At 73.1% G+C, this 19,440-nt stretch carries 21 protein-coding genes; 10 read left to right on the plus strand and 11 right to left on the minus strand.

The window, feature by feature from the left end; translation table 11 throughout:
* Window positions 1–42: 42 nt before the first annotated feature.
* The 4 genes from AOM02_RS14255 to AOM02_RS14260 form a co-directional block, all read right to left on the minus strand.
* Window positions 43–546, minus strand: a complete 504-nt coding sequence (locus AOM02_RS14255) for a hypothetical protein (protein WP_156156090.1) — start codon at window positions 544–546, stop codon at window positions 43–45.
* Window positions 547–873: 327 nt separating this feature from the next.
* A complete protein-coding gene (locus tag AOM02_RS05250) occupies window positions 874–1,704 on the minus strand; it encodes a hypothetical protein (protein WP_062297351.1) in 831 nt (276 codons plus the stop codon).
* Entirely contained in the window at window positions 1,701–2,249 is a 549-nt protein-coding gene (locus tag AOM02_RS05255) for an RNA polymerase sigma factor (protein ID WP_062297353.1), read from the minus strand. Before AOM02_RS05255 ends, AOM02_RS05250 begins: the two co-directional genes overlap by 4 nt.
* 95 nt (window positions 2,250–2,344) lie before the next feature.
* Window positions 2,345–3,148 carry a hypothetical protein gene (locus AOM02_RS14260; RefSeq protein WP_062297356.1) on the minus strand — a complete coding sequence of 268 codons (804 nt, stop codon included), beginning with the start codon at window positions 3,146–3,148 and terminating at the stop codon, window positions 2,345–2,347.
* A gap of 158 nt (window positions 3,149–3,306) precedes the next feature.
* Between AOM02_RS14260 and AOM02_RS05265 the strand changes: the two genes are divergently transcribed.
* The 6 genes from AOM02_RS05265 to AOM02_RS05290 all read left to right on the plus strand — a co-directional run bounded on the left by AOM02_RS05265 (window position 3,307) and on the right by AOM02_RS05290 (window position 9,318).
* The gene (locus tag AOM02_RS05265; protein WP_062297357.1) at window positions 3,307–3,642 is read left to right on the plus strand and encodes a YciI family protein; all 336 of its coding nucleotides are present in this window, start codon (window positions 3,307–3,309) and stop codon (window positions 3,640–3,642) included.
* A gap of 216 nt (window positions 3,643–3,858) precedes the next feature.
* Window positions 3,859–5,433, plus strand: coding sequence for an MFS transporter (locus AOM02_RS05270; protein WP_062297358.1), 1,575 nt, complete (start codon window positions 3,859–3,861; stop codon window positions 5,431–5,433).
* A 106-nt stretch (window positions 5,434–5,539) separates the two neighbouring features.
* The gene (locus AOM02_RS05275) at window positions 5,540–5,914 is read left to right on the plus strand and encodes a VOC family protein (RefSeq protein ID WP_062297359.1); all 375 of its coding nucleotides are present in this window, start codon (window positions 5,540–5,542) and stop codon (window positions 5,912–5,914) included.
* 26 nt (window positions 5,915–5,940) lie between these two features.
* Window positions 5,941–6,342 carry a VOC family protein gene (locus AOM02_RS05280; protein WP_062297360.1) on the plus strand — a complete coding sequence of 134 codons (402 nt, stop codon included), beginning with the start codon at window positions 5,941–5,943 and terminating at the stop codon, window positions 6,340–6,342.
* Window positions 6,343–6,379: 37 nt separating this feature from the next.
* Window positions 6,380–8,017 (plus strand): DUF885 domain-containing protein, encoded by a 1,638-nt coding sequence (locus AOM02_RS05285; RefSeq protein WP_062297362.1) that lies wholly within the window; start codon window positions 6,380–6,382, stop codon window positions 8,015–8,017.
* A 131-nt stretch (window positions 8,018–8,148) separates the two neighbouring features.
* A complete protein-coding gene (locus AOM02_RS05290) occupies window positions 8,149–9,318 on the plus strand; it encodes a PQQ-dependent sugar dehydrogenase (RefSeq protein WP_062297365.1) in 1,170 nt (389 codons plus the stop codon).
* A 16-nt stretch (window positions 9,319–9,334) separates the two neighbouring features.
* Here the strand turns inward: AOM02_RS05290 and AOM02_RS05295 are convergent, their stop codons facing one another.
* From AOM02_RS05295 to AOM02_RS05320, 6 genes are all read right to left on the minus strand, one after another.
* The gene (locus tag AOM02_RS05295; protein ID WP_062297367.1) at window positions 9,335–9,703 is read right to left on the minus strand and encodes a DUF952 domain-containing protein; all 369 of its coding nucleotides are present in this window, start codon (window positions 9,701–9,703) and stop codon (window positions 9,335–9,337) included.
* 202 nt (window positions 9,704–9,905) lie between these two features.
* Window positions 9,906–10,616 (minus strand): hypothetical protein, encoded by a 711-nt coding sequence (locus AOM02_RS05300; protein ID WP_062297369.1) that lies wholly within the window; start codon window positions 10,614–10,616, stop codon window positions 9,906–9,908.
* Window positions 10,617–10,729: 113 nt separating this feature from the next.
* Entirely contained in the window at window positions 10,730–11,362 is a 633-nt protein-coding gene (locus AOM02_RS05305) for a DUF6318 family protein (protein WP_062297372.1), read from the minus strand.
* Window positions 11,363–11,509: 147 nt separating this feature from the next.
* Window positions 11,510–11,986 (minus strand): methyltransferase family protein, encoded by a 477-nt coding sequence (locus AOM02_RS05310; protein WP_062297374.1) that lies wholly within the window; start codon window positions 11,984–11,986, stop codon window positions 11,510–11,512.
* A 9-nt stretch (window positions 11,987–11,995) separates the two neighbouring features.
* Window positions 11,996–13,132 carry a 1-acyl-sn-glycerol-3-phosphate acyltransferase gene (locus AOM02_RS05315; protein ID WP_228373778.1) on the minus strand — a complete coding sequence of 379 codons (1,137 nt, stop codon included), beginning with the start codon at window positions 13,130–13,132 and terminating at the stop codon, window positions 11,996–11,998.
* Window positions 13,129–13,959, minus strand: coding sequence for a patatin-like phospholipase family protein (locus AOM02_RS05320; RefSeq protein ID WP_062297376.1), 831 nt, complete (start codon window positions 13,957–13,959; stop codon window positions 13,129–13,131). Before AOM02_RS05320 ends, AOM02_RS05315 begins: the two co-directional genes overlap by 4 nt.
* An 81-nt stretch (window positions 13,960–14,040) precedes the next feature.
* On the opposite strand from AOM02_RS05320, the gene AOM02_RS05325 reads away from it, so the two are divergent.
* The 4 genes from AOM02_RS05325 (at window position 14,041) to AOM02_RS05340 (ending at window position 17,664) form a co-directional block, all read left to right on the plus strand.
* Window positions 14,041–15,735, plus strand: coding sequence for a cytochrome c biogenesis protein DipZ (locus AOM02_RS05325; protein WP_062297379.1), 1,695 nt, complete (start codon window positions 14,041–14,043; stop codon window positions 15,733–15,735).
* 207 nt (window positions 15,736–15,942) lie between these two features.
* Entirely contained in the window at window positions 15,943–16,218 is a 276-nt protein-coding gene (locus AOM02_RS05330; protein WP_156156091.1) for a hypothetical protein, read from the plus strand.
* Window positions 16,219–16,249: 31 nt separating this feature from the next.
* Window positions 16,250–16,906, plus strand: coding sequence for a sigma-70 family RNA polymerase sigma factor (locus AOM02_RS05335; RefSeq protein WP_228373779.1), 657 nt, complete (start codon window positions 16,250–16,252; stop codon window positions 16,904–16,906).
* Complete coding sequence (locus AOM02_RS05340; protein WP_062297385.1) at window positions 16,903–17,664, plus strand: anti-sigma factor; 762 nt, start codon at window positions 16,903–16,905, stop codon at window positions 17,662–17,664. The genes AOM02_RS05335 and AOM02_RS05340 overlap by 4 nt, the downstream gene beginning before the upstream one ends.
* Before the next feature lie 29 nt (window positions 17,665–17,693).
* On the opposite strand, the gene AOM02_RS05345 is transcribed toward AOM02_RS05340, so the two are convergent.
* Window positions 17,694–19,388, minus strand: a complete 1,695-nt coding sequence (locus AOM02_RS05345) for a cation:proton antiporter (protein ID WP_062297387.1) — start codon at window positions 19,386–19,388, stop codon at window positions 17,694–17,696.
* Between the last annotated feature and the right edge of the window lie 52 nt (window positions 19,389–19,440).

The raw sequence follows: 19,440 nt of genomic DNA on the forward strand, positions 1-19,440 counted from the left end.
TGTCGGCCGCTGCGCGCTGCGGCACGGTCGCTACCGCGGACGTCAGCCTCCAGCGCCGAGGTGGGCCAGGAGCTGTCCGACCATCTCGGTGGCGACGGCGTCCGCGCGGGCGACATTCGTGGTGCGGAGAGCGATGAGGTAGGGCCCGGACGCGACCACGTAGATGGGGTCGTCGAACGCAGGCGCCTCCTCAGCATCGTCCGCGGGCCGCGTGTCGTCCAGGACGCCGTCGTCGCCATGGCGGTCCGACACCTCGCCAAGATTCACGCGCGCCGCACCGTCGCCCGCCTCGAAGGCGTCGACGGCGAGGACTGCCGTCGCGACGATCTCGTCGCCGTCCGGCCCGCCGAGTTCGGAGACCTCGTCGCACCCGGCAGCGCCCGCCGCCGCGACGATCGCGGCAGGCTCCCCGGCGTCGGCGAACACGCGGAGCTCGAAAGTCACGGTGCTGGCGTCGGCGCGGTTGCCGGGCACCTGCAGGTAGCCGAGGTTGGCGTAGAGGTCCCCGGTCCGGGACACGTGGTCCTCGGCGGTCGTGAGCCTCATCGCGCGCTGGAGCGCCTCGCACCTGACATCGCCAGCCGGCTCAGGCGCCCAGGTCTCCTCCCCCACGGTGGTCAGACCGACCTCCCCATCGGAGCGGTACACATGCCCGTCGAGCTCGGGGGTGAACGCGAGGAGCCGCTGCCGCACGTCCGAGTCCGCCGCGGGCGATGCTTGCGACGGCGCGGCGGACGGATGGGTCGCCGCAGCCTCGACCTCCTGTGCAGCCGTCCCGCGAACCGCCGCAAGCACGTACCCTGCGGCGGCCATGACCGCGACCGCGGCAGCCACGGCGGTGGGGATGCGCCATCTCGAGTGTCCGAGCATGCCCTACGCCCCCACCTCGCGCACCCAGTCGCCGATGATCGCCACGGCCCTGTCGGTCGCGCCGGGTTCGACCACGACCGCGAGAGCATCTGTGCCGTCCACGTGGAGCCACAGCATCCACCGGCCGTCGTCCGCGGCAAGCTCGCCGTCGGTCACGATCACCCGTAGCGCGGCACCGGGGACGCCGGTGAGGCCCACCCGCGACACCTCGACGTCGAGGGACGTTGCCTGCAGGTCGCGGCCGCACCCGCGAGCGGTAGCGGCGGCGAGATCGACGTACGCGTCGGCGGAGTCAGCGGAGTCGAACTGCGCGACACGGACGTCGTTCGTCGCCCCCGTCGCCTCCATGAACGCCCCCACGTGCGTCGCCTCGACCCACCCCTCCGCCGATGCGTTCTCGAGGCGGCCGATCGAGTCGAGCAGCGCGCAATCGGGCGAGTCGGCGAGCGCCCCGTCCAGGCTCGCCGCCGCAGCCGCGGCCACCGCGTCGGGTTGGAGCACGAGCCCGTCGACCGCCCAGCCGGGCTGACCCGGCAAGGGCTGCTGCCCGGTCGTCGTCCGCTCCGGCGCCGAGGCCTCGTCGCTCGCGGAGGGCGTCGGCGCGGTGTGCGCGGGCTCGACCGTGGAGCGCTGCGGGCCGAAGCCGAGCACGCCTACCACGAGGATCAGGGCGACCGCGGCCGCTGTCACGAGCGGGGCCGCACGTCGCACCCTCCTCCGCGGCGCGATCGCGCGCACGTAGAGGCTCGTGTCGTCTCCGCGATGGGCGTCGTCGAACGCCGCCTGATGGCCGCCGGCGACGTCGCCGAGCATGTCCCGCAGCTGCCTGCTCATGGCGTCCTCCTTCGTGCTGCCACGACCGGCGCGCTCACCGTCTCGTCGGGCTCGTCCGGCGCGAGATCCGCGAGCTCGCCGCGCAGGATCACCATCGCGTCGTGGACGTACCGCTTGACGCTGCCGACCGAGATGTCGAGGCGGTGCGCCGTCTCCTCGGTGCTGAGGTCCTCGAAGTGGCGCAGCACCACGCAGGCGCGCTGGCGGCCGCTGAGCTTGCCGAGCGCGCGGGTGACCTCGTCGACCGCGCCGGTGGCGGCGTCGGCCGGCGGGGCGTCGCGCTCCACCAGCAGGTGCTGCTTGGCGCGCGCCGTCGCGCGTGACCGCCTGCCGTTGAGGAACTGCGTCGTGATCGCCCGGCGCACGTAGCCCTCCGCGGCGTGGACGTTGTCGAGCCGACGGGCGCGCGAGAACGTGCGGATGATCGCGTCGTGCACCAGATCCTCGGCGGTCGCGCGGTCTCCGGCGAGCAGGAACGCGTAGCCCACGAGCGCGCCACGGCGCTCGCGCACCAGCGTCTCGAGCACGCCCTCCCACGTCCTCATGCGCTGCCCCCGTCCCGCCGGCCCCGTCGGCGTCGCGATCGCATCGTGTCCATCATGACCTCACCCGGGCGCACGCGCACCCTCGAGAGCTCCTGCTACTGCGCGTCCACGTGGGCGGCGAGCTGCCCGGCCACCTCGGCGGCGACCTCGTCCCGGTCGTCGAGACCGGCCACCGTCACGTGGAGCGCGTACGGGCCCATGGCCACCAGGTAATCCGTGCCCCAGTCGTCGATCGTGTCGGGCTCGGTCGCGTCCGGGAGCGTCATGGCGGCGCCCTGCACGTCGAGGCGGACCGCCGGGGCGTCGACCCCCGCGAGCTCGACCTGGTCGATCGTGACGCCCTCGAAGGCGAACTCGGCGAAGCCGACACGCTCTCGCGTGTAGGCGTCGCAGCCGCTCGAATCGGAGGCGGCGGCGACCAGCGCCGCCGCGTCCTCCGCGGAGTCGAACGCCCTCACGAACACGTTCACGAGCGGACCGTCGTCGTCGCCTGGCTCCTGCATCGGGCCGTAGTCGGCCACCAGGTCGTCCGCTCGATCGCCGCTCTCGTCGGTGGTCATGAGGTCGAGCGCGGCGCTGAGCGCCGTGCACTCCGCGGGCTCGACCAGCACCTCGCCGTTGTCCGCGAAGGTGCCTGTCACGAGCACCTCCATGAGGCTCGCATCGCGCTCCAGGCCCTCGACCTGAGGGTCGAACGACTCGAGCACGCCCCTCACCTCGTCGTCGTCGGACGATGCGCCGGCGGCAGCCGTCGGTTCCGCGGTCGTCGACGGCACGGCATCCGCGGACACGGCGGCCTCCGCGGTCTCCCCGCCGCCGGTGCACCCGGCGAGCGCCGCGAGACCCCAGATCCCTGCCATGGCGGGCAGGGCCCGCTCCCAGATCCTGACGGTCGTCATGTCTCTCCCCCTCCCGTCACGGACCCGGAGCGGGCCCGCCGAAGAGGGAACACCCCAGACCCGCGAACGGTTGGGCCCGCCGCTCCCCGCGCGCGGCGCATCGACCCGGCGCAGACTGGTGGGACACCCCGGCGACGACGCCGGGAGAGGGAGGGGCCATGCCCAAGTACGTCTTCATCTACCACGCGCCCCCGATGCCGGCCGATGCGTCCCCACCCGAGCCCGAGCAGGTCCAGGAGATGATGGACGCCTGGTACGGATGGGCGCGGAGCGTGGGCGAGAACCTCATCGACCTGGGCACGCCGCTCGCCGGCGGCGTCCACGTCGACCCGGACAGCGTGTCGGGGTCGACCAAGGAGGTCGCCGGCTACTCGATCCTCGTGGCCGACAACATGGATGCCGCGGTCGAGCTCGCGCAGTCGCATCCGCACCTCAACATGCCGGGCGGCTGCTCGATCGAGGTGCACGAGGCGGAGCCGCTCCCCGGCGCCTGAGCCTCGGAGCTCCCGCACAGTTCTCGCACAGGCGGGCCAGGGTGCTTCCACCCGGGCCCGCCTCGTGCTGTCATGAGGAAGGAAGGATTCGGCCGTCCCGGCCGTTGAACGATGCGGCGGGACACGGATCCCGCCGGGCGGCGTCGCCCTCGCACGCCGCCCCTCCCGATGGACGCGGCGTCTGACCCTGCACGCGACCACCACGGGAGCCCCGCCGTGAACGACCCGATCACCCGTACCCTCGAGCTGGAGCCGCTCGGCCCGCTCCTCGACCGCGAGGAGCCGCCCGGCCCGGACCACCACCCGCACCACGAGCCCGAGCCGACGACCCTCACCATCCCGGTGGTGGGCGGCGGCGAGGCCGTGGTCGTCGACGAGCCCGAGCCCGGCTACCGCAGCACCGCCGCGCTCACGCTGTCGCCCCGCCGCGCGGGCCTCGCGCTGACGGCCCTCGCGCTGGGCGCGTTCGCCACCGGCGCCAACGAGGCCTCGATCGTCGCGCTCAGCTCGCAGATCGCGCGCGGCCTGGACGTGCCCGTGTCCCAGGTGGGCCTGCTCGCCACGGCCTTCGCCCTCACCGTCGTCGTCGCCGCCATCCCGCTCACGGTGGTGACGCGGCGGCTGAGCAAGCGCGTCGCGCTTTCCGGCACGTTCGTCGTGTGGACCGCCGGCGTGGTGCTCGCCGCGAGCGCCACGGCGCTGCCGCAGCTCGCGGCCGGGCGCATCGTCTCCGCGGCCGCGCACGCGCTGTTCTGGGCGATCGTCGCGCCGACCGCCGCGAGCCTGTTCGCGCCGCACCTGAGAGCCCGCTCCGTCACCCGCATCATGGTCGGCGCCGCGGCGGCCGGCGTGGTGGGCACGCCGCTCATCACCGTCGCGGGCGGCTCGCTCGGCTGGCAGGCGCCCTACTGGGGCTTCGCGGCGCTCGGCGTGCTGCTCGCCGTCGCGCTCGCGCTGCTGCTGCCCGGGGCCGCGCCGCCCCGTCCGGACGCCTCCGACGCTCCCGCCCCGCAGCACGCGCGCGGCGACCTGCCGTCCCTGAAGGCCTTCGTCCGCGTGCTCGCCGTGACCTTCACGGCGAGCGTGGCGATGACGACCACCTGGACGTACATCGTGCCGTTCTACACGGACGTCGCCGAGGTGGGGCCGCGCACCGTGCCGATCCTGTTCGCGCTGGGCGGCACCGTGGCGGTGGGCACCACGCTCGCGGTCACGCCGTTCCTCGTCAAGCACGCCGTCCCCACGGTCGCCTTCGGGCTCGTGGTGCTCTCGGCGGCGTGGTCGCTGCTCGCCACGGGCGTCGGCTGGGCCGCGATCCTGGGCCAGGTGGCGCAGGGCGCCGGCTGGGCCGTGCTCCTCGCGGCGCTCCTCAACTGGGCGATGCGCCACACGCCGTGGCGCACCGAGGTGGGCGCGTCGACCTACACGGTCGCCATGAACTCCGGCGCCGCGGTCGGCCCGCTCGTCGGCGGCGCCCTGGTCGAGCAGTACGGCCTGCGCGCGTTGCCCGCGGTGTCGCTGGGGCTCACGCTGCTGGCCGCCGTCGTGACGGCGGGCGTCGACCGGACGATGCTGCGGAGGCTGAGCGTGCCCCGCCAGGTGCGCCTCGCGCTCGAGGCGCGCGACGCCATGCGGGCACGGCGCCAGGAGTGGCAGCGCCGCACCGGCGCGGCCGTCGGCGGGGCCCTCGACTCCGCGGGCCAGGGCGCCGCGCGGGCCGCCCACGGCGGCGCGCGACGCGCCGGCTCGGCCCTCCGGGCGCACGTGAGGGACTGGGCCGAGCTCAGCTGAGCCGCCCACCGAGCGGGGCAGCCGCCGCAGGCGCACACTGGAGGCGAGCGGCGCCGCTCCGCGCGCCCGACGCCGCGCGTCCCCGGAAGGCGCGCAGGAGTGGATCATGCTCAAGGACAGCACCGCCACGGCGTGCTTCTCGACGGACGACGTGGCGAAGACCAAGGAGTTCTACAACGGGACGCTCGGCGTCCCGATCCTCATGGAGCAGGACGATGCGGTCGCGTTCCAGTTCGCGAACGGCACCGCCGCCTTCATCTACCTCAAGGAGGACCACGTCCCCGCGGCCCACACCGTGCTCATCCTCACGGGCGCGGACGTGGAGGCCGAGGTCGCGGACCTCAAGTCGAAGGGCGTCACGTTCGCGGACCTGCCGTACACGGACGACGACGGCATCGCGCGCGAGGAGAACATGCCCAAGACCGCGTGGTTCCAGGACCCGTCCGGCAACTGGGTCGCCGTCGGCGAGAACTTCGCCTGACCGGCCGCGGACGACCGGAGATCATCATGCTGAGCGACAGCAAGGCGTTCTCGAGCTTCTCGACGAACGACATCGACAAGGCGGAGGCGTTCTACTCGGACACGCTCGGCCTCGACGTGAAGCGTTGGGGCGACGAGGGCATGGGCGAGATGCTGTGGATCCCGTTGCCCGGCGGCGGCCGCCTGTTCATCTACCACAAGGAGGATCACCAGCCGGCGACGCACACCGTCCTCAACTTCGAGGTCGCCGACTTCGATGCGGAGGTGGCGGCGCTGCGCGACACGGGGGTGACGTTCGAGGTCCTCGAGTGGACCGACGAGGACGGGATCGCGCGCGACATCGAGGGACGCATGCCCGCCACCGCGTGGTTCAAGGACCCGGCCGGCAACTGGATCCTGATCGGCGAGACCATGACCGAGGAGGCCTGAGCACTCGGCGGTCCCGCGGCGCCGGTACGGTCGAGCCATGACCGACCTCACCGCCCTCGCCGACGAGTACTACGCCTACGCGCTCGGGCTCAGCCCGCTCGACCTCATGTGGGACGGGCGGCTCGAGCACCTCGCCGAGTGGAACGACGTCTCCGTGGAGGGACGCGCCGCCGCGCACGAGCGGCTGATGGGCTACGCGCGCGCCGCCGAGGCGATCGACCCGGGCGACGACCTCCAGGCGACCGCGCTGCGGGACACCATTGCGTCGCACGCGCGCTCGACCGCGCTGCACCTCGCGTGGGAGCCGGAACTGCTCCACCTCAACCCGACGATGGGCGCGTGGGAGAACATTCTGTCGTTCATCGACGCGTTCCCGCTCCGCACCGCCGAGCACGGCGAGGCGTACCTCACGAAGCTGCGCCGGCTCCCCCGCTTCCTCGACGACCTGCTCGACGTCGCCGAGGACGCCGCCGCCGAGGGCCGCGTCGCTCTCGAGCGGCACCTGCTCGACACCGCCCGCTCCGCCGAGTCCTACCTGCGCGCGGCGCACGACGGCGACGACCGCATGCTCGCGCAGGCGGCCCCCACCGAGCTGGACGATGCGGCACAGGCCGAGTGGGTCCGCGAGCGCGACCGCGTGGTCGCCGAGTCCGTCCACGCGGGCGTCGCCCGCTTCGCCGACCGCCTGCGCCGGCTCGCGGACCGCGGCACGCCCGACGACCGCCCCGGCCTCGTGCACCTGCCCGGCGGCGAGGCGGTCTACCGCGACCGCATGTGGGCGCACCTGCAGCTCGACCTCACCCCGCAGGAGGTCCACGAGCTGGGCCTCGCGCAGGTCGCGAAGCTCGAGGACGAGTACCGGGAGATGGCCGGGCCGCTGCTCGGCACGGACGACATCGGCGAGATCTACGCGCGCCTGCGCGACGACGACAGCCTCCGGTACACCTCCGCCGAGGCGATCGTGCGCGATGCGGAGGCGGCGCTGGTCCGGGCGGAGGAGGCCTCGCCCGCGTGGTTCGCCGTCATGCCCCGCGCGCGCTGCGTCGGCCACGCGACTGACTTCGGCGCGATGGCGTACTACTCGGCGCCCGTGCCGACGACCGGCAAGGAGGGCGACTTCTACTTCAAGACGTCCGACCCGCACGCGTGGGCAACCTACGAGCTCGAGGCGATCGCGTTCCACGAGGCCATCCCCGGCCACCACCTCCAGTTCGCGCTGCACGCCGAGAACGAGGACCTGCACATCGTCCAGCGCGAGCTCTTCAGCACCGCGTACGCGGAGGGCTGGGGCCTGTACACCGAGCGGCTCGCCGACGAGATGGGCCTGTACTCGTCCGAGCTGTCGCGCGTCGGCATGCTCAGCGCCGACTCGCTCCGCGCGTGCCGCCTGGTGGTCGACACGGGCATCCACGCGCTCGGCTGGAGCCGCGAGCAGGCGATCGAGTACTGCCTCGCGCACTCCCCGCTCGACCGCCACCACATCGAGCAGGAGGTCGACCGCTACATCGGGCTCCCCGGCCAGGCGCTCGCGTACATGGTCGGCCGGCTCGAGATCCTCGCGATCCGCGACGAGGCGCAGCGCCGGCCCGGATTCGACATCCGGGCGTTCCACTCGGCGGTGCTCGGCTACGGCGCGGTGCCGCTCACGACCCTGAGGCGCATCGTCCTCGGGTGACGATGCGCGGTGGCCGTGCCCGCTCCCAGCGCGTGACGCCTTGCGGGCCCGGGTACCCCCGGGGGCAGGCATATGGTTGACGACTTGTCAACTTTTACAAGCGTGCGAGGCATGCCTAACCTGGGGCGGTTATGTCGCTCCACCCCCGCATCGTCGCGCTCGCCTGCCTGCTGCCGCTGACGCTGGCCGCCTGCTCGTCCTCGTCGGACAGCTCCGCCACCGCGAGCGCCGAGCGCATCGTGTCCGGGACCACCCCGACCAGCACCGTCGCCCCCGCGACCCCCGCCGAGATCGGCGGCGCCGCCACGGCCACCGTGACCTCGCAGGAGGTCGTCGCGACCGGCCTCGACGCTCCATGGTCGCTCGCGACCATGGCCGACGGCTCGCTGCTCGTCTCCGAGCGCGACAGCGCGCTGATCAAGCGCGTGCGCGCGGGCATCGCGACCAGCCTCAACGGTCCCGGCGCCGACGCGCTGCGCCGCACGGTCGACAACGAGGGCGAGGGCGGCCTGCTCGGCATCGCCGTGCTCCCGGGCGACACGACCTACCTGTACGCGTACATCACGCGCGCCGACGACAACGCCGTGCTGCGCATGGAGCTCAACGGCGACCTGCTGGGCCTGCCCACGGCCATCGTCGAGGGCATCCCGTCGGCGAAGAACCACGACGGCGGCCGCATCGCCTTCGGGCCCGACGGCTTCCTCTACATCGCCACCGGCGACGCCGGCCAAGGCGACAAGGCGCCGGAGACGGGCTCCCTCGCGGGCAAGATCCTGCGCGTCGTCGCGAAGGGCGGCGCGAAGGACGGCAAGGCCGCGCCCGGCAACCCGTGGGGCAACCGCGTGTGGTCGAAGGGCCACCGCAACGTCGAGGGCCTCGCGTTCGTCGCCGACGGCCGCCTCTACGCGAGCGAGCTGGGCCAGGACGCCTGGGACGAGCTCAACCTCATCACCGCCGGCAGCGACTACGGCTGGCCGTCGACCGAGGGCACCGACGGGCTTCCCGCCGACGGCGTCACCGCGCCCATCGAGACGTGGGCGCCGGACGATGCGTCGCCCTCGGGCCTCGCGGCGACCCACGAGGCGCTCTACATGGCCGCGCTGAAGGGCGAGGCGCTCTGGCGCATCCCGCTGACCGCGGACGGCACGGGCGAGCCGCAGGTGATCCTCGACGGGATCGGCCGCATCCGCGACGTCGCGGTCGGCATCGACGGCTCGCTGTACGTCGCGACGACGAACACCGACGGCCGCGGCCAGGCGCGCGAGGGCGACGACCGCATCCTGCACCTCACCATCGGCTGAGGTCGCGCGGACCGCGTCAGATGGGCTCCGGCAGGAGCCCGGTGAAGTCGAGCGTGCCGTCCGCGCGGCGCGGGACCGGAGTCGCGGACACGACCGCCTCGCGCGGGATCGGGCCGTAGAGGTGCGGGAACGCGTCACCGGCCTCCGGCACCTGCTCGAACTCGACGCGCGAGCGCACCTTGGCGGGGTCGACGCGCAGCAGCACCACGTCCTGGCCGCCGTAGAAGGCCGCGCCGACGCCGGCCACCTGGCGCGCGAGGCTGAGGTGGATGAAGCCCTCCTCCTCGAGCGTGCGGCCGAGGGTCGAGACCGTGTAGGGCTCGGTGGCTTGCGGGTCCCACTCGGCGGCGATGGCGAGATGGTAGAGATGGGGGATCTCGAGCATGGTCCCAGGGTGGCACGGGAAGCGGCTGGCTGCCGGGCGGCACGCGCCGGTGCGTGAGAACGCTCTCTCGACCCGGCGCATCGTCCCGCCGCACGGGCCTGTCGCGACCGCCGCATCGTCCCCCGCCGGGCGTGTCGCGCGGGACGCGAGAGTCTCTCCGACGTGTTTCACGCATACGTGAAACAGGACCGCGGGTCCTCGCCTACCCGAGCGGGCCCTCGACGAGCACCGCGCGCGGGTGCAGCACGGTGAGCGTGAGGCCGGGCGACGTGGTGGCGATGGTGGTGTCGAAGGGCGCCCAGGTGCCGTCGGCGACGCGGTACTCCCCCGACCACGTCGTGGTGAGGGTGACGGTCGCGGTGTCGAGGGCGCGGCCGTAGGCGTGGGTGACGGTCGCGTCGGGGTAGGGCGCGCCGGGGTCGGCGGTGGTGGTCTCGGCGCCGTCGCCCCAGGCCCAGGTGAAGGTGGCGGGGGTGGCGCGGATGTCGACGTCGGCGCCGAGCAGGATCGCGGAGTGGAGGCGGGGGCCGTCGTCGGCGATCGCGATGGTCGGGACGGTGGCGTAGACGACGCCGGTGTCCGGCTGCAGGGACATCTCGGACGGGTCGGGGCGAAGCTCGGTCCACTCGCGCTCGATGAGGGCGAAGAGGTCGTCCTCGGAGGGACACGAGTACCAGGCGACGGCGGTCCAGGCGGACCAGGTGCCGTCGTCGAGCTGCTCGCGCATCCACAGCGGCGGGATGGGCGTCATGCCGCCGGGGCAGTCGAGGGCGTCGCCGGACGCGAGCGGCGAGCAGACCTGGTCCTCGGAGGTCATCGGCGTGGAGCCGGTGCAGGCGATCGCGCGCAGGTACTCGCGTGGGGTCGAGGCGACCTGGGTGGTGCCCGGGCCGCCTTCAATCTCACCCCGCACGCCATCGACTTCGAATTCCTCCTCGCCAGCCCTACCGTCGAACGCATCGTCCGGAACTCCGGGCGCAAGGTGCAAGGCGGTGAGCACCGTCAGCGCAGCCAGCCGCCGCGATCTCACGAGTCCTCACTCGCAACGCCAATCACTTGCCAATGACCGCCAGTGAAACCGAGCCGGACGCCATAGGCCGCGGCGCCGGCCCGGCTCGAACTCTGCACTCCGCCACTGGAATCAAGCAGACGGCCCGCCTCCAACTCGGCAGCGAGCAACACCGACGCCTCGGAGTCGCTCGTCAGCGCGGCTTGAGTCTGACCGGCGTCGACCGTGATCTCGCCACCGCGCGCGGTCCATCCCTCGTCGCGCACACGCTCGGCATTCGCGAGCGCGTCGGCGCAATAGTCGCAGCCCTCCGCGGACAGCGCCTCCCAGACGCGCGTGTCCCCGGTGTGGAACATCGGCGCGTACTGCTCGAGGAAGAACGTCGCGGTCATCATCGCGCCGTACACGTCGGCCCGCTCGGATCCCTCGGGCATCATCGCGAGCAGCTCGTCGTCCGTCAGCGCCGTGGGCGCCGCGCTCGGGGTGGACGCGGCCGCCTCCGTTGGCACGACGACCGTGCCGCCCGTCGGCGACTCCGTGACGATCGGCGCCGGCTCCCCCGTGCACGCGGCGACGCCGACGCACACGCCCGCGAGCATCGTCGCCGCGACCGCGCGGCGCGCCACCCGCCCCCCTGGGATGAACCGCATGAATCGAAGGTAACGGACGAAACGCCCTGGCAGAAGGCCCAGATCTCAACCTGGGGACGGGTAGCGCCCCATTTCACGTATGCGTGAAACGCGCCAGAGATAACCTCGCGCCCCTCGCGACACGCCGAGGCGCGGCCCGCGACCCGCCTACCGGACCCGCCGCTTCCCCACCCCGGGCAGGAACTTGCCGGTGCGCGCGGCATAGTCCGAGTACCCGGGATAGGTCCGCACCAGGTACCCCTCCTCGACGCGCGTCTTGAGGTCGAAGAACACGAGCATCACGACCGCGGACACGAGCGTCCACAGCTTTCCCGACCCGATCGCCAGGCCGAAGCCGATCACGATGATCGCCGCGTACATCGGATGCCGCACATACCCGTAGATGCCGCCGGCGGCGAGGCCGGCGCCGTTGGGGGTCGGCATGGGCGTGAGCGCCCGGCCCAGGTCCTTGCCCGACCAGAACATGCCCAGCAGCCCGAGCAGCACCAGCGTGCTCCCCAGCCACAGCGATCCCTCGAGACCGGGCCCGTCGAGCAGCGCCGTCAGTGCCACTGCCAGGAAGATCAGCCCCTGCAGCCCCACGAGGGCGAGCCCCAGCAGACGGGTGCGCAGTGACGTCGACATCGGGCCAGGCTACCCGGCCCGCTTGCGCGCGACGTGCGGCTCGCGCGCCTCGGCGGCGTCTGAGGTGTCCGGTTGGTGGGCGTCGATCCACCGGTCGACCGTCTCCCACCACTCGTAGAGCCACGTCTCGCGCGCCTCCCGGCCGTCGGGCACGGACGCCGGATCGGCGGTCCAGCCCTTGATGACGATGCGCTTGTCGACCGGGAGCTCGCGCCACACGTCCGCGACGGTCGAGAGCCGCTCGAGGCCCGTGTGCCCGACCACCACCACGCGCGCATCCGGCCGCGCGTCCATCGCCGCGAGCACGCCTCCCGGGTGCGGCGGCATGACGTGCGGCATGCCCTCGGCCCGGTCGGCGAGCGCATCGTGCCCCTGCTCGCGCAGCGCCGCGATCCGTCGCTCGCGCCGCTTGGGCGTCGCGTTGGCGCCCTCGGGGAAGATCAGCAGCGCGCCCTCATCGCCCAGCTCGCGCGCGAGCGCGGCAATCGCCTCGGTCCCGCCGGGCGCGCCCACCGCCCGATGGCGCCGCGGCGTGAGGAACTGCGACGGGATCCGGTGCAGCAGGATGTCGATCGCGGGGTCCCACTGCAGCGTGTCCTTGAGCACGATCGCGGGCGCCCGGCCGAACCGGTTGAGCAGCGCGTCCACCAGGATGAACGAGTCGCCGGGCCCGGCGTGACGACATACGACGATGAGCGGGCTGCCCGGGGCGATCTCGTCGAGGTTCGCGTCCTCCAGGTCGATCTCGAGGCGCAGCGTCCACCGCCCCTGCGCGAACAGCGCCTTGAGCATCGCGCGGGCGAGCGCCAGGTGGTTCCGCTGCGAGGCCTCGGAGTGGATCCTCGTGCCGAAGCCGTGCCACACCCACAGGCCGGTGAGCGCGACGACGCAGGCCGCGTCCCACAGCAGGTAGAAGCCCGCCAGCCACACGATGCGCGTGAGCCGCAGGCGTCCGGGCAGCGCGAAGCTCACCGCCGCGGCGACGGCGACCAGCAGCCACGCCGCGAGCGGCAGCCACACGAACGCGACCGCGACGATCAGCGGCGCGAGCACCGCGCGACGCACCCAGCGCGGCGGCAGGCGCCACCAGCGCGTGCGGCGCGGCGACCTCGGGCGCGCGCCCGCGGGGGACGATGCGCCGGTCACGCACCCTCCCCCACGCCGGCCAGGTACGCGGCGGTCGCGTCGCGCGCGGCCTCGATCCGCGCGTGCGTGCGGTCGAGCCGGCGGTACGCGCCGAGCCGCTCGTCCCCGGGCTGGCGTCCGCCGTAGGGCAGCACGTGGAGCTCGACGTGCGGAGGGACGGCAGCGCGCTCCCGCTGGAAGCGGTGGCGGCGCGAGATCTCGAACGCGATGCGGCCCACGTCGGAGGGCGTGCGGGGCGGGTGCAGCGGCTCCTCGATCCGGCCCACCTGCAGCACGTAGATCGTGGTGGCCCCGCGCGCGACCGCCTCCCCCACGGGGATCGAGTTGACGATGCCGCCGTCGATGAAGTGCTCGCCGTCGATCTCGGTGGGTGGCAGCGCCGCCGGCACGGACGCGGAGGCCATCACGGCGGGGACCACGGGCCCGGAGTCGAACCAGTGCTCCGACGCGCGCTCGATGGACGCGGCGCATACGGCGAGCGGCACCGCGAGGTCCTCGAACCGGGTCTCGTGGCCGATCACGTCCTCGATGAGGCCGCGCAGCGCGTCGGGGTCGTTGAGGTGGGTGCGGTGCTTCGCGAGGCGGCGGGCCTGGCGGTACCAGGACTCGCCGTAGATGGCGCCGGCGGTGGGCGACGCCCACGTGTGCTCGAGCTTGGCGACCACGTCGAGGTGCGGGTCCTGCGCGACGGCGGCGCCGTTGATCGCGCCGATCGAGGTGCCCACGACCAGCTGCGGCACGATGCCCGCCTCGAGCAGCGCGCGCAGCATCCCGACCTCGGTGGCGCCGCGCACGCCGCCGCCTCCCAGGACGAATGCGACGGTCATGTGGCCAGGTTAGGCGGCTGATAGCGTCGGTGCGGTGGCAGCGCGCCCCATCCCGTCGCATCGTCGCTCCGAACCCGGGTCATGATCACGCTCATCATCGTCGGACTGGTCTCCGGAATCATCACCGCGATCAGCCCCTGCGTCCTGCCCGTGCTTCCCGCGATCCTCACCAGCGCCATCCAGGACGGGGCGAGCAGCCGACGCCGCCCGCTCGTCGTGGTCGCCGGCCTGGTGACCAGCTTCGCCGTGTTCACCCTGCTCGGAGGCATCCTGCTCGCGAGCCTGGGGCTGCCCGACGACCTGCTGCGGTGGATCGGCATCATCGTGCTCGCGATCGTCGGCCTCGGGCTGATGATCCCGCAGGTGGGCGAGCTGTTGCAGCGGCCCTTCGAGCGCATCCGCCCGATCCAGATGGACCGCAACGGCAACGGCTTCGTCATGGGCCTCGCGCTTGGGCTCGTGTTCGTGCCGTGCGCCGGCCCGATCCTCGCGTCGATCACGGTGCTCGCCGCGACCAACGGCGTGAGCTGGGGCCTCGTCGCGCTGACGCTGGCGTTCTCCGCGGGCATCGCGATCCCGCTGCTGGGGTTCGGCTTCGCGGGGCAGGCGATCTTCGCGCGCATCAAGGCCGTCCGCGAGCGCCTTCAGCTCATCCGCTCCATCTCGGGCGCGGTGCTCCTCGCGACGGCGCTCGTCATCGCGACGAACGTCGCGGAGCCGCTGCAGCGCGCGGTGCCCGGCTGGCTCGCGAGCGTGCAGAACTCGATCGAGGACAACAACACCGTCCGCGACGAGCTCGACACCCTCGCCGGCCGCGAGGACATGGACACGTCGGTGACCGGCGACCAGCTGAGCTTCGACCAGTGCGCCGACGACGGCGGCACGCTCCACAACTGCGGCGAGGCGCGCGACCTGCCGGGCATCGACGCGTGGCTCAACACCGACGACGGCCAGGCGCTCGACCTCGAGGAGCTGCGCGGCCAGGTGGTGCTCATCGACTTCTGGACCTACTCCTGCATCAACTGCCAGCGCACGTTCCCGTACCTGACCGCGTGGGACGACCGCTACCGCGACGACGGCCTCACGATCATCGGCGTCCATACGCCGGAGTTCGCCTTCGAGAAGGTGGTCGACAACGTGGCCTCCGCCGCGGACCGCTACGGGATCCAGTACCCGATCGCGATCGACAACGAGTACCAGACGTGGCGCGAGTGGGACCAGCGCTTCTGGCCGGCGCACTACCTGATCGACCAGAACGGCGTGGTGCGCCAGGTGCACTACGGCGAGGGCGCGTACGACGAGACCGAGACGCTCATCCAGCAGCTGCTCGACACTCCCCCGCAGGACACCGTGAACGTCGACACGGGCGGCCACACGGTGGGCCGCAGCCCCGAGACCTACCTGGGCTACGGGCGCGGCTACGCGAAGGCGAACGGCGACTACCCGCGCGACGAGGCGTACGACTTCGGCACGGGCCCGGTCCCGGCCACGGACGAGGTGTCGCTGTCGGGCACGTGGACCGTGGGCGACGAGAACATCACCGCCGGCGCCGATGCGTCGCTCGAGATGCGCTTCTACGCGGCCGACGTGCACCTCGTGCTCGCCGGCGAGGGCACGGTGACCGTGACGCTCGAGAACGACCCGTCGTACCGCGAGGTCGTCAAGGTGACCGGGACCCCCGACCTGTACGACCTCTACGTCGGCGACCCGACCACGGACACGATCCACCTCGACTTCTCCGAGGGCGTCGAGGCGTACGCGTTCACCTTCGGGTGAGCCGCGGGCGGCCACGTCTCTCCGCCCGCCCTCCGCGCCCCGCTGATCACTGGGGGCCCATCTCTGGCCGAAGATGGGCCCCCAGTGATCAGCGGGGCGCATCGCAGGGAGCCGCGGACCGGCGCCGCACCCATCCACCGCCCCCGCAGCCCCGAACACCAACCGTCGGGCACGACATCCCCGAGAAGCCCGGCACAGGGAGGAATCATGAACCGAATGCGCACGCTCGCCGTTCCGGGGCTCATCCTGCTGGCCGGCACCACGCTCGCCGCGTGCGGCGACACGGAGCCCGCCTCGTCGAGCTCGGACGACTCGATGATGGAGGAGACCATGGAGTCGACCCCCATGGAGTCCGAGTCGATGATGTCCGACGACGAGATGATGGAGGACGACTCCACCATGGAGTCCGACGACGAGATGATGGACGAGTCGCACGACGACTCCACCATGGAGAGCGACGAGATGATGGAGGACGAGGGCTGACGCCTTCGGGCCGGACGATGCGGAGGGCGAGTTGAGCGCGAACGGGAGCGAGCGGCGGCTGCGGGCGGTGCCCGCGGACCGCGACGGCGCGCACCCGGACCGGCACAGGGACGCCCGCGGCGACGCGGACGTGCTCGCCGACCTCCTCGTGCGGACCGGCCGGGGCGACCAGGCCGCCTTCGAGCGCGTCTACGACGCCCTGGCCGGCACGGTGCACGGGCTGGCCCTCCGCATCGTCCGGGACCCGCAGCTCGCCGAGGACGTGGCGCAGGAGGCGCTCGTCGAGGTGTGGCGCGCGGCGGCCCGCTACCGCCCCGAGCACGGCTCGGCGCGCGCGTGGGTGCTGACCATCACGCATCGTCGCGCGGTGGACCGGGTCCGCTCCGAGCAGTCGCACGCCGACCGCCTCATGAACCACGGCCCGCGCCACGCGGTCGCCGCGGCCGAGCAGCTCGAGCATCCCGAGGAGGTGGTCGAGGCGATGGACGCGCAGTGGCGCGCCGCGCGGGTCCGCAAGGGCCTCGAGACCCTCACCCCGCTCCAGCGCGAGGCGCTCGAGCTCACGTACTACAAGGGCTACACGAACAAGCAGCTGGCGGAGTCGCTCGGGATCCCCCTGGGCACCGCGAAGGCCCGCATCCGCGACGCGATGATCCGGCTGCGCGACACCTGGGAGGCGGCGCGATGAACGACAACGTGCACGCCCTCATCGGCGCCTATGCCGTCGACGCGGTCACGCCCGACGAGCGCGCCGACTTCGAGGCCCACCTGTCCGCGTGCGAGGACTGCAGCGCGGAGCTCGTCGGACTGCGCGAGGCCGCCGCGACCCTCGGCGAGGCGGAGGCGGTCACGCCCCCGGCGTCGCTGCGGGCGAGCGTGCTCGACGAGATCGGGCGCACCGCGCAGCTGCCGCCCCTGACCGAGGACGATGCGCCGGCCGCACGGGACGCTGGGGGCCCCGTGCCGCTCGCGCAGGAGCGCCACGCGCGCCGGGAGCGCCACCTGTGGCCGCGTCTCGCGGTCGCGGCGGCGGTGGCCTCGGTGCTCGCGGTCGGCGGCCTCGTCGGCTCGACCCTCATGGCGGACCGCGAGGACCAGCTGGCCCTCGAGAAGGACGTGATGATGGTGACGAGCGCGCCGGACGCGAAGTCCATGGATCTCGGGCTCGGCACCGCGCACCTCGTGGTGAGCGAGAAGATGTCGTCCGTCGTGGCGATGGGCGACGACTGCCCCCACCCCAAGGACGGCATGGCGTACCAGTTGTGGCTGGTGATGGACGACGGCTCCAAGGAGGCCGGCCCGACGTTCATGCCCGACTCGGACGGCACCTTCATGACGATGGTCCACATGGACATGGACGGCGTCACCGCGATCGCGGTGACGGAGGAGCCCATGGGCGGCTCCGCCGAGCCGACCTCGACCGAGGTCGCGGTGGTGGGGCTGTAGGTCCGGCCGCGGCTCGGGAGCCGGCCGGGTCAGTCGTCGCCGTCGGGGTGCTCGGCGCGCAGCTGCAGCGAGATCTGCTCGGCGTCGAGGATCCGCATCGCGTCGCCGAGCGTCTCCGAGCCGTACGTCCCCATGCCTCGTACCTCGAGGATCCGCTCGCGCTGCGCCTCGATGATCGCGAGCCGCAGCTCGAGGAACTGCGCGCCGTGGCCGACGGTCTCGTCGTCCTCCGCGCGCGCATGGCTCACCGCGCGGCGTACCGCCGCGAGCACCTCGGGGTGGAAGGCGCCGCCGTCGTGGGCACGCAGCGCGTCGTCGGCGAGGATCGTGTCGGCCACGCCCGACAGGAGGTCGCGCAGCTCCTCGCGCTCGCGCTCGTCGTGGACGGACTCCCCCGCGATCCCGAGGCGCTTCGTCAGCCACGGCAGCGTCGAGCCCTGCATCATGAGCGAGCCGACGGCCACGACGAACGCGATGAGCACGAGCGTCGAGCGCAGCGGCGTGTCCGCGGGCAGCGACTGGGCCGCCGCGACGGTGATCGCGCCGCGCATGCCCGCCCACACGAGCACGCCGCCCTCGCGCCACCCGAGCGGGCGGTTCTCGAGGTAGTCGGCGTACGCGGAGTGCTGCTCGACGCGGCGGGCCGCCGCCTCCCGATGCGCCGGGTCCGGATGCGACTCGGCCTGCTGCCCGAGGCCCTCGACGCGCTCGTGCCGCGCCCTCACCCGGCGCGCGCGGCGCGCCGCCGCCATCACCACGGGGGCGATGTACGCGATGCGGATGGCGAGCACCAGGGCGAGCGCCGCGATCCCGATGCCGACGGCGTTCCACACGGACCCGTGCGTCTCCTCGACGTCGGTGACGAGGGTGGTGAGCTCGAGGCCGAGCAGCAGGAACACCACGCCCTCGAGCAGCAGCTCGGCGGTGCGCCAGTTGGTGCGTTCGGAGATGCGGTCCGCGGGGCGCAGGTACCTGGGCGCGCGGTACCCCGCGACCAGGCCCGCCACGACGGCGGCGACGAGGCCCGAGGCGCCGAGCAGCTCCGCGGGCACCGCGGCGGCGAACGGCGCCACGAACGAGATGGCGGTGCTGTTGGCGGCGCCGGGCACGAGCCGGCGCAGCCTCACGCTCAGCTCCCCCATCACCAGGCCCACCGCGACCGCGATGATCACGGCGGACGCGAAGTCCCAGGTCGCCTCGCCGAACGTCATGCTGGCGCCCGCCGCCGCGACCGCGGTGCGCAGCGTCACGAGGGCGGTAGCGTCGTTGAACATCGACTCGGCCTCGAGCACCGTGACGATGCGCGGGCTCACGCCCATCTTGCGGATGATCTGCACCGCGACCGCGTCCGTAGGGCTCACCACCGCGCCGAGCGCCGCACCCAGCGCGAAGCCGATCCCCGGGATCACCTGCATGAAGAACAAGCCCATGAGGCCCGCGCTCACGAGGACCAGCACGATCGACAGGCCGCTGATGGAGCGGAAGTCCCGCCGGAACTCCGTCGCGGGCAGCGCCACGGCGGCGGAGTACAGCAGCGGCGGGATGATGCCCAGCAGGATGAACTCGGACTCGACCTCGATCTCGGGCATGCCGGGGACGAAGCTCACGCCTACGCCGAGCAGCACGAGCAGCAGCGGGGCGGCGACGCCCACGCGCGGCGCGATCGAGTGCACGGCCACGATCGCGACGACCGCGATCACCCCGATGAGCAGGACCTCGTCCATCCACGACCTCCCTGGCACCGCGCCGAGTGTTCAGCCCCCAGCCAACCACCTT

Source organism: Demequina maris, from assembly GCF_000971155.1.
Taxonomy (GTDB): Bacteria; Actinomycetota; Actinomycetes; order Actinomycetales; family Demequinaceae; genus Demequina; species Demequina maris.

Coding starts and splice junctions, on each gene's coding strand:
- AOM02_RS14255 (WP_156156090.1), bottom strand. CDS start 546: ATGAGGCTCACGACCGCCGAGGACCACGTGTCCCGGACCGGGGACCTC.
- AOM02_RS05250 (WP_062297351.1), bottom strand. CDS start 1,704: ATGAGCAGGCAGCTGCGGGACATGCTCGGCGACGTCGCCGGCGGCCAT.
- AOM02_RS05255 (WP_062297353.1), bottom strand. CDS start 2,249: ATGAGGACGTGGGAGGGCGTGCTCGAGACGCTGGTGCGCGAGCGCCGT.
- AOM02_RS14260 (WP_062297356.1), bottom strand. CDS start 3,148: ATGACGACCGTCAGGATCTGGGAGCGGGCCCTGCCCGCCATGGCAGGG.
- AOM02_RS05265 (WP_062297357.1), top strand. CDS start 3,307: ATGCCCAAGTACGTCTTCATCTACCACGCGCCCCCGATGCCGGCCGAT.
- AOM02_RS05275 (WP_062297359.1), top strand. CDS start 5,540: ATGCTCAAGGACAGCACCGCCACGGCGTGCTTCTCGACGGACGACGTG.
- AOM02_RS05280 (WP_062297360.1), top strand. CDS start 5,941: ATGCTGAGCGACAGCAAGGCGTTCTCGAGCTTCTCGACGAACGACATC.
- AOM02_RS05285 (WP_062297362.1), top strand. CDS start 6,380: ATGACCGACCTCACCGCCCTCGCCGACGAGTACTACGCCTACGCGCTC.
- AOM02_RS05290 (WP_062297365.1), top strand. CDS start 8,149: ATGTCGCTCCACCCCCGCATCGTCGCGCTCGCCTGCCTGCTGCCGCTG.
- AOM02_RS05295 (WP_062297367.1), bottom strand. CDS start 9,703: ATGCTCGAGATCCCCCATCTCTACCATCTCGCCATCGCCGCCGAGTGG.
- AOM02_RS05305 (WP_062297372.1), bottom strand. CDS start 11,362: ATGCGGTTCATCCCAGGGGGGCGGGTGGCGCGCCGCGCGGTCGCGGCG.
- AOM02_RS05310 (WP_062297374.1), bottom strand. CDS start 11,986: ATGTCGACGTCACTGCGCACCCGTCTGCTGGGGCTCGCCCTCGTGGGG.
- AOM02_RS05320 (WP_062297376.1), bottom strand. CDS start 13,959: ATGACCGTCGCATTCGTCCTGGGAGGCGGCGGCGTGCGCGGCGCCACC.
- AOM02_RS05325 (WP_062297379.1), top strand. CDS start 14,041: ATGATCACGCTCATCATCGTCGGACTGGTCTCCGGAATCATCACCGCG.
- AOM02_RS05330 (WP_156156091.1), top strand. CDS start 15,943: ATGAACCGAATGCGCACGCTCGCCGTTCCGGGGCTCATCCTGCTGGCC.
- AOM02_RS05340 (WP_062297385.1), top strand. CDS start 16,903: ATGAACGACAACGTGCACGCCCTCATCGGCGCCTATGCCGTCGACGCG.
- AOM02_RS05345 (WP_062297387.1), bottom strand. CDS start 19,388: ATGGACGAGGTCCTGCTCATCGGGGTGATCGCGGTCGTCGCGATCGTG.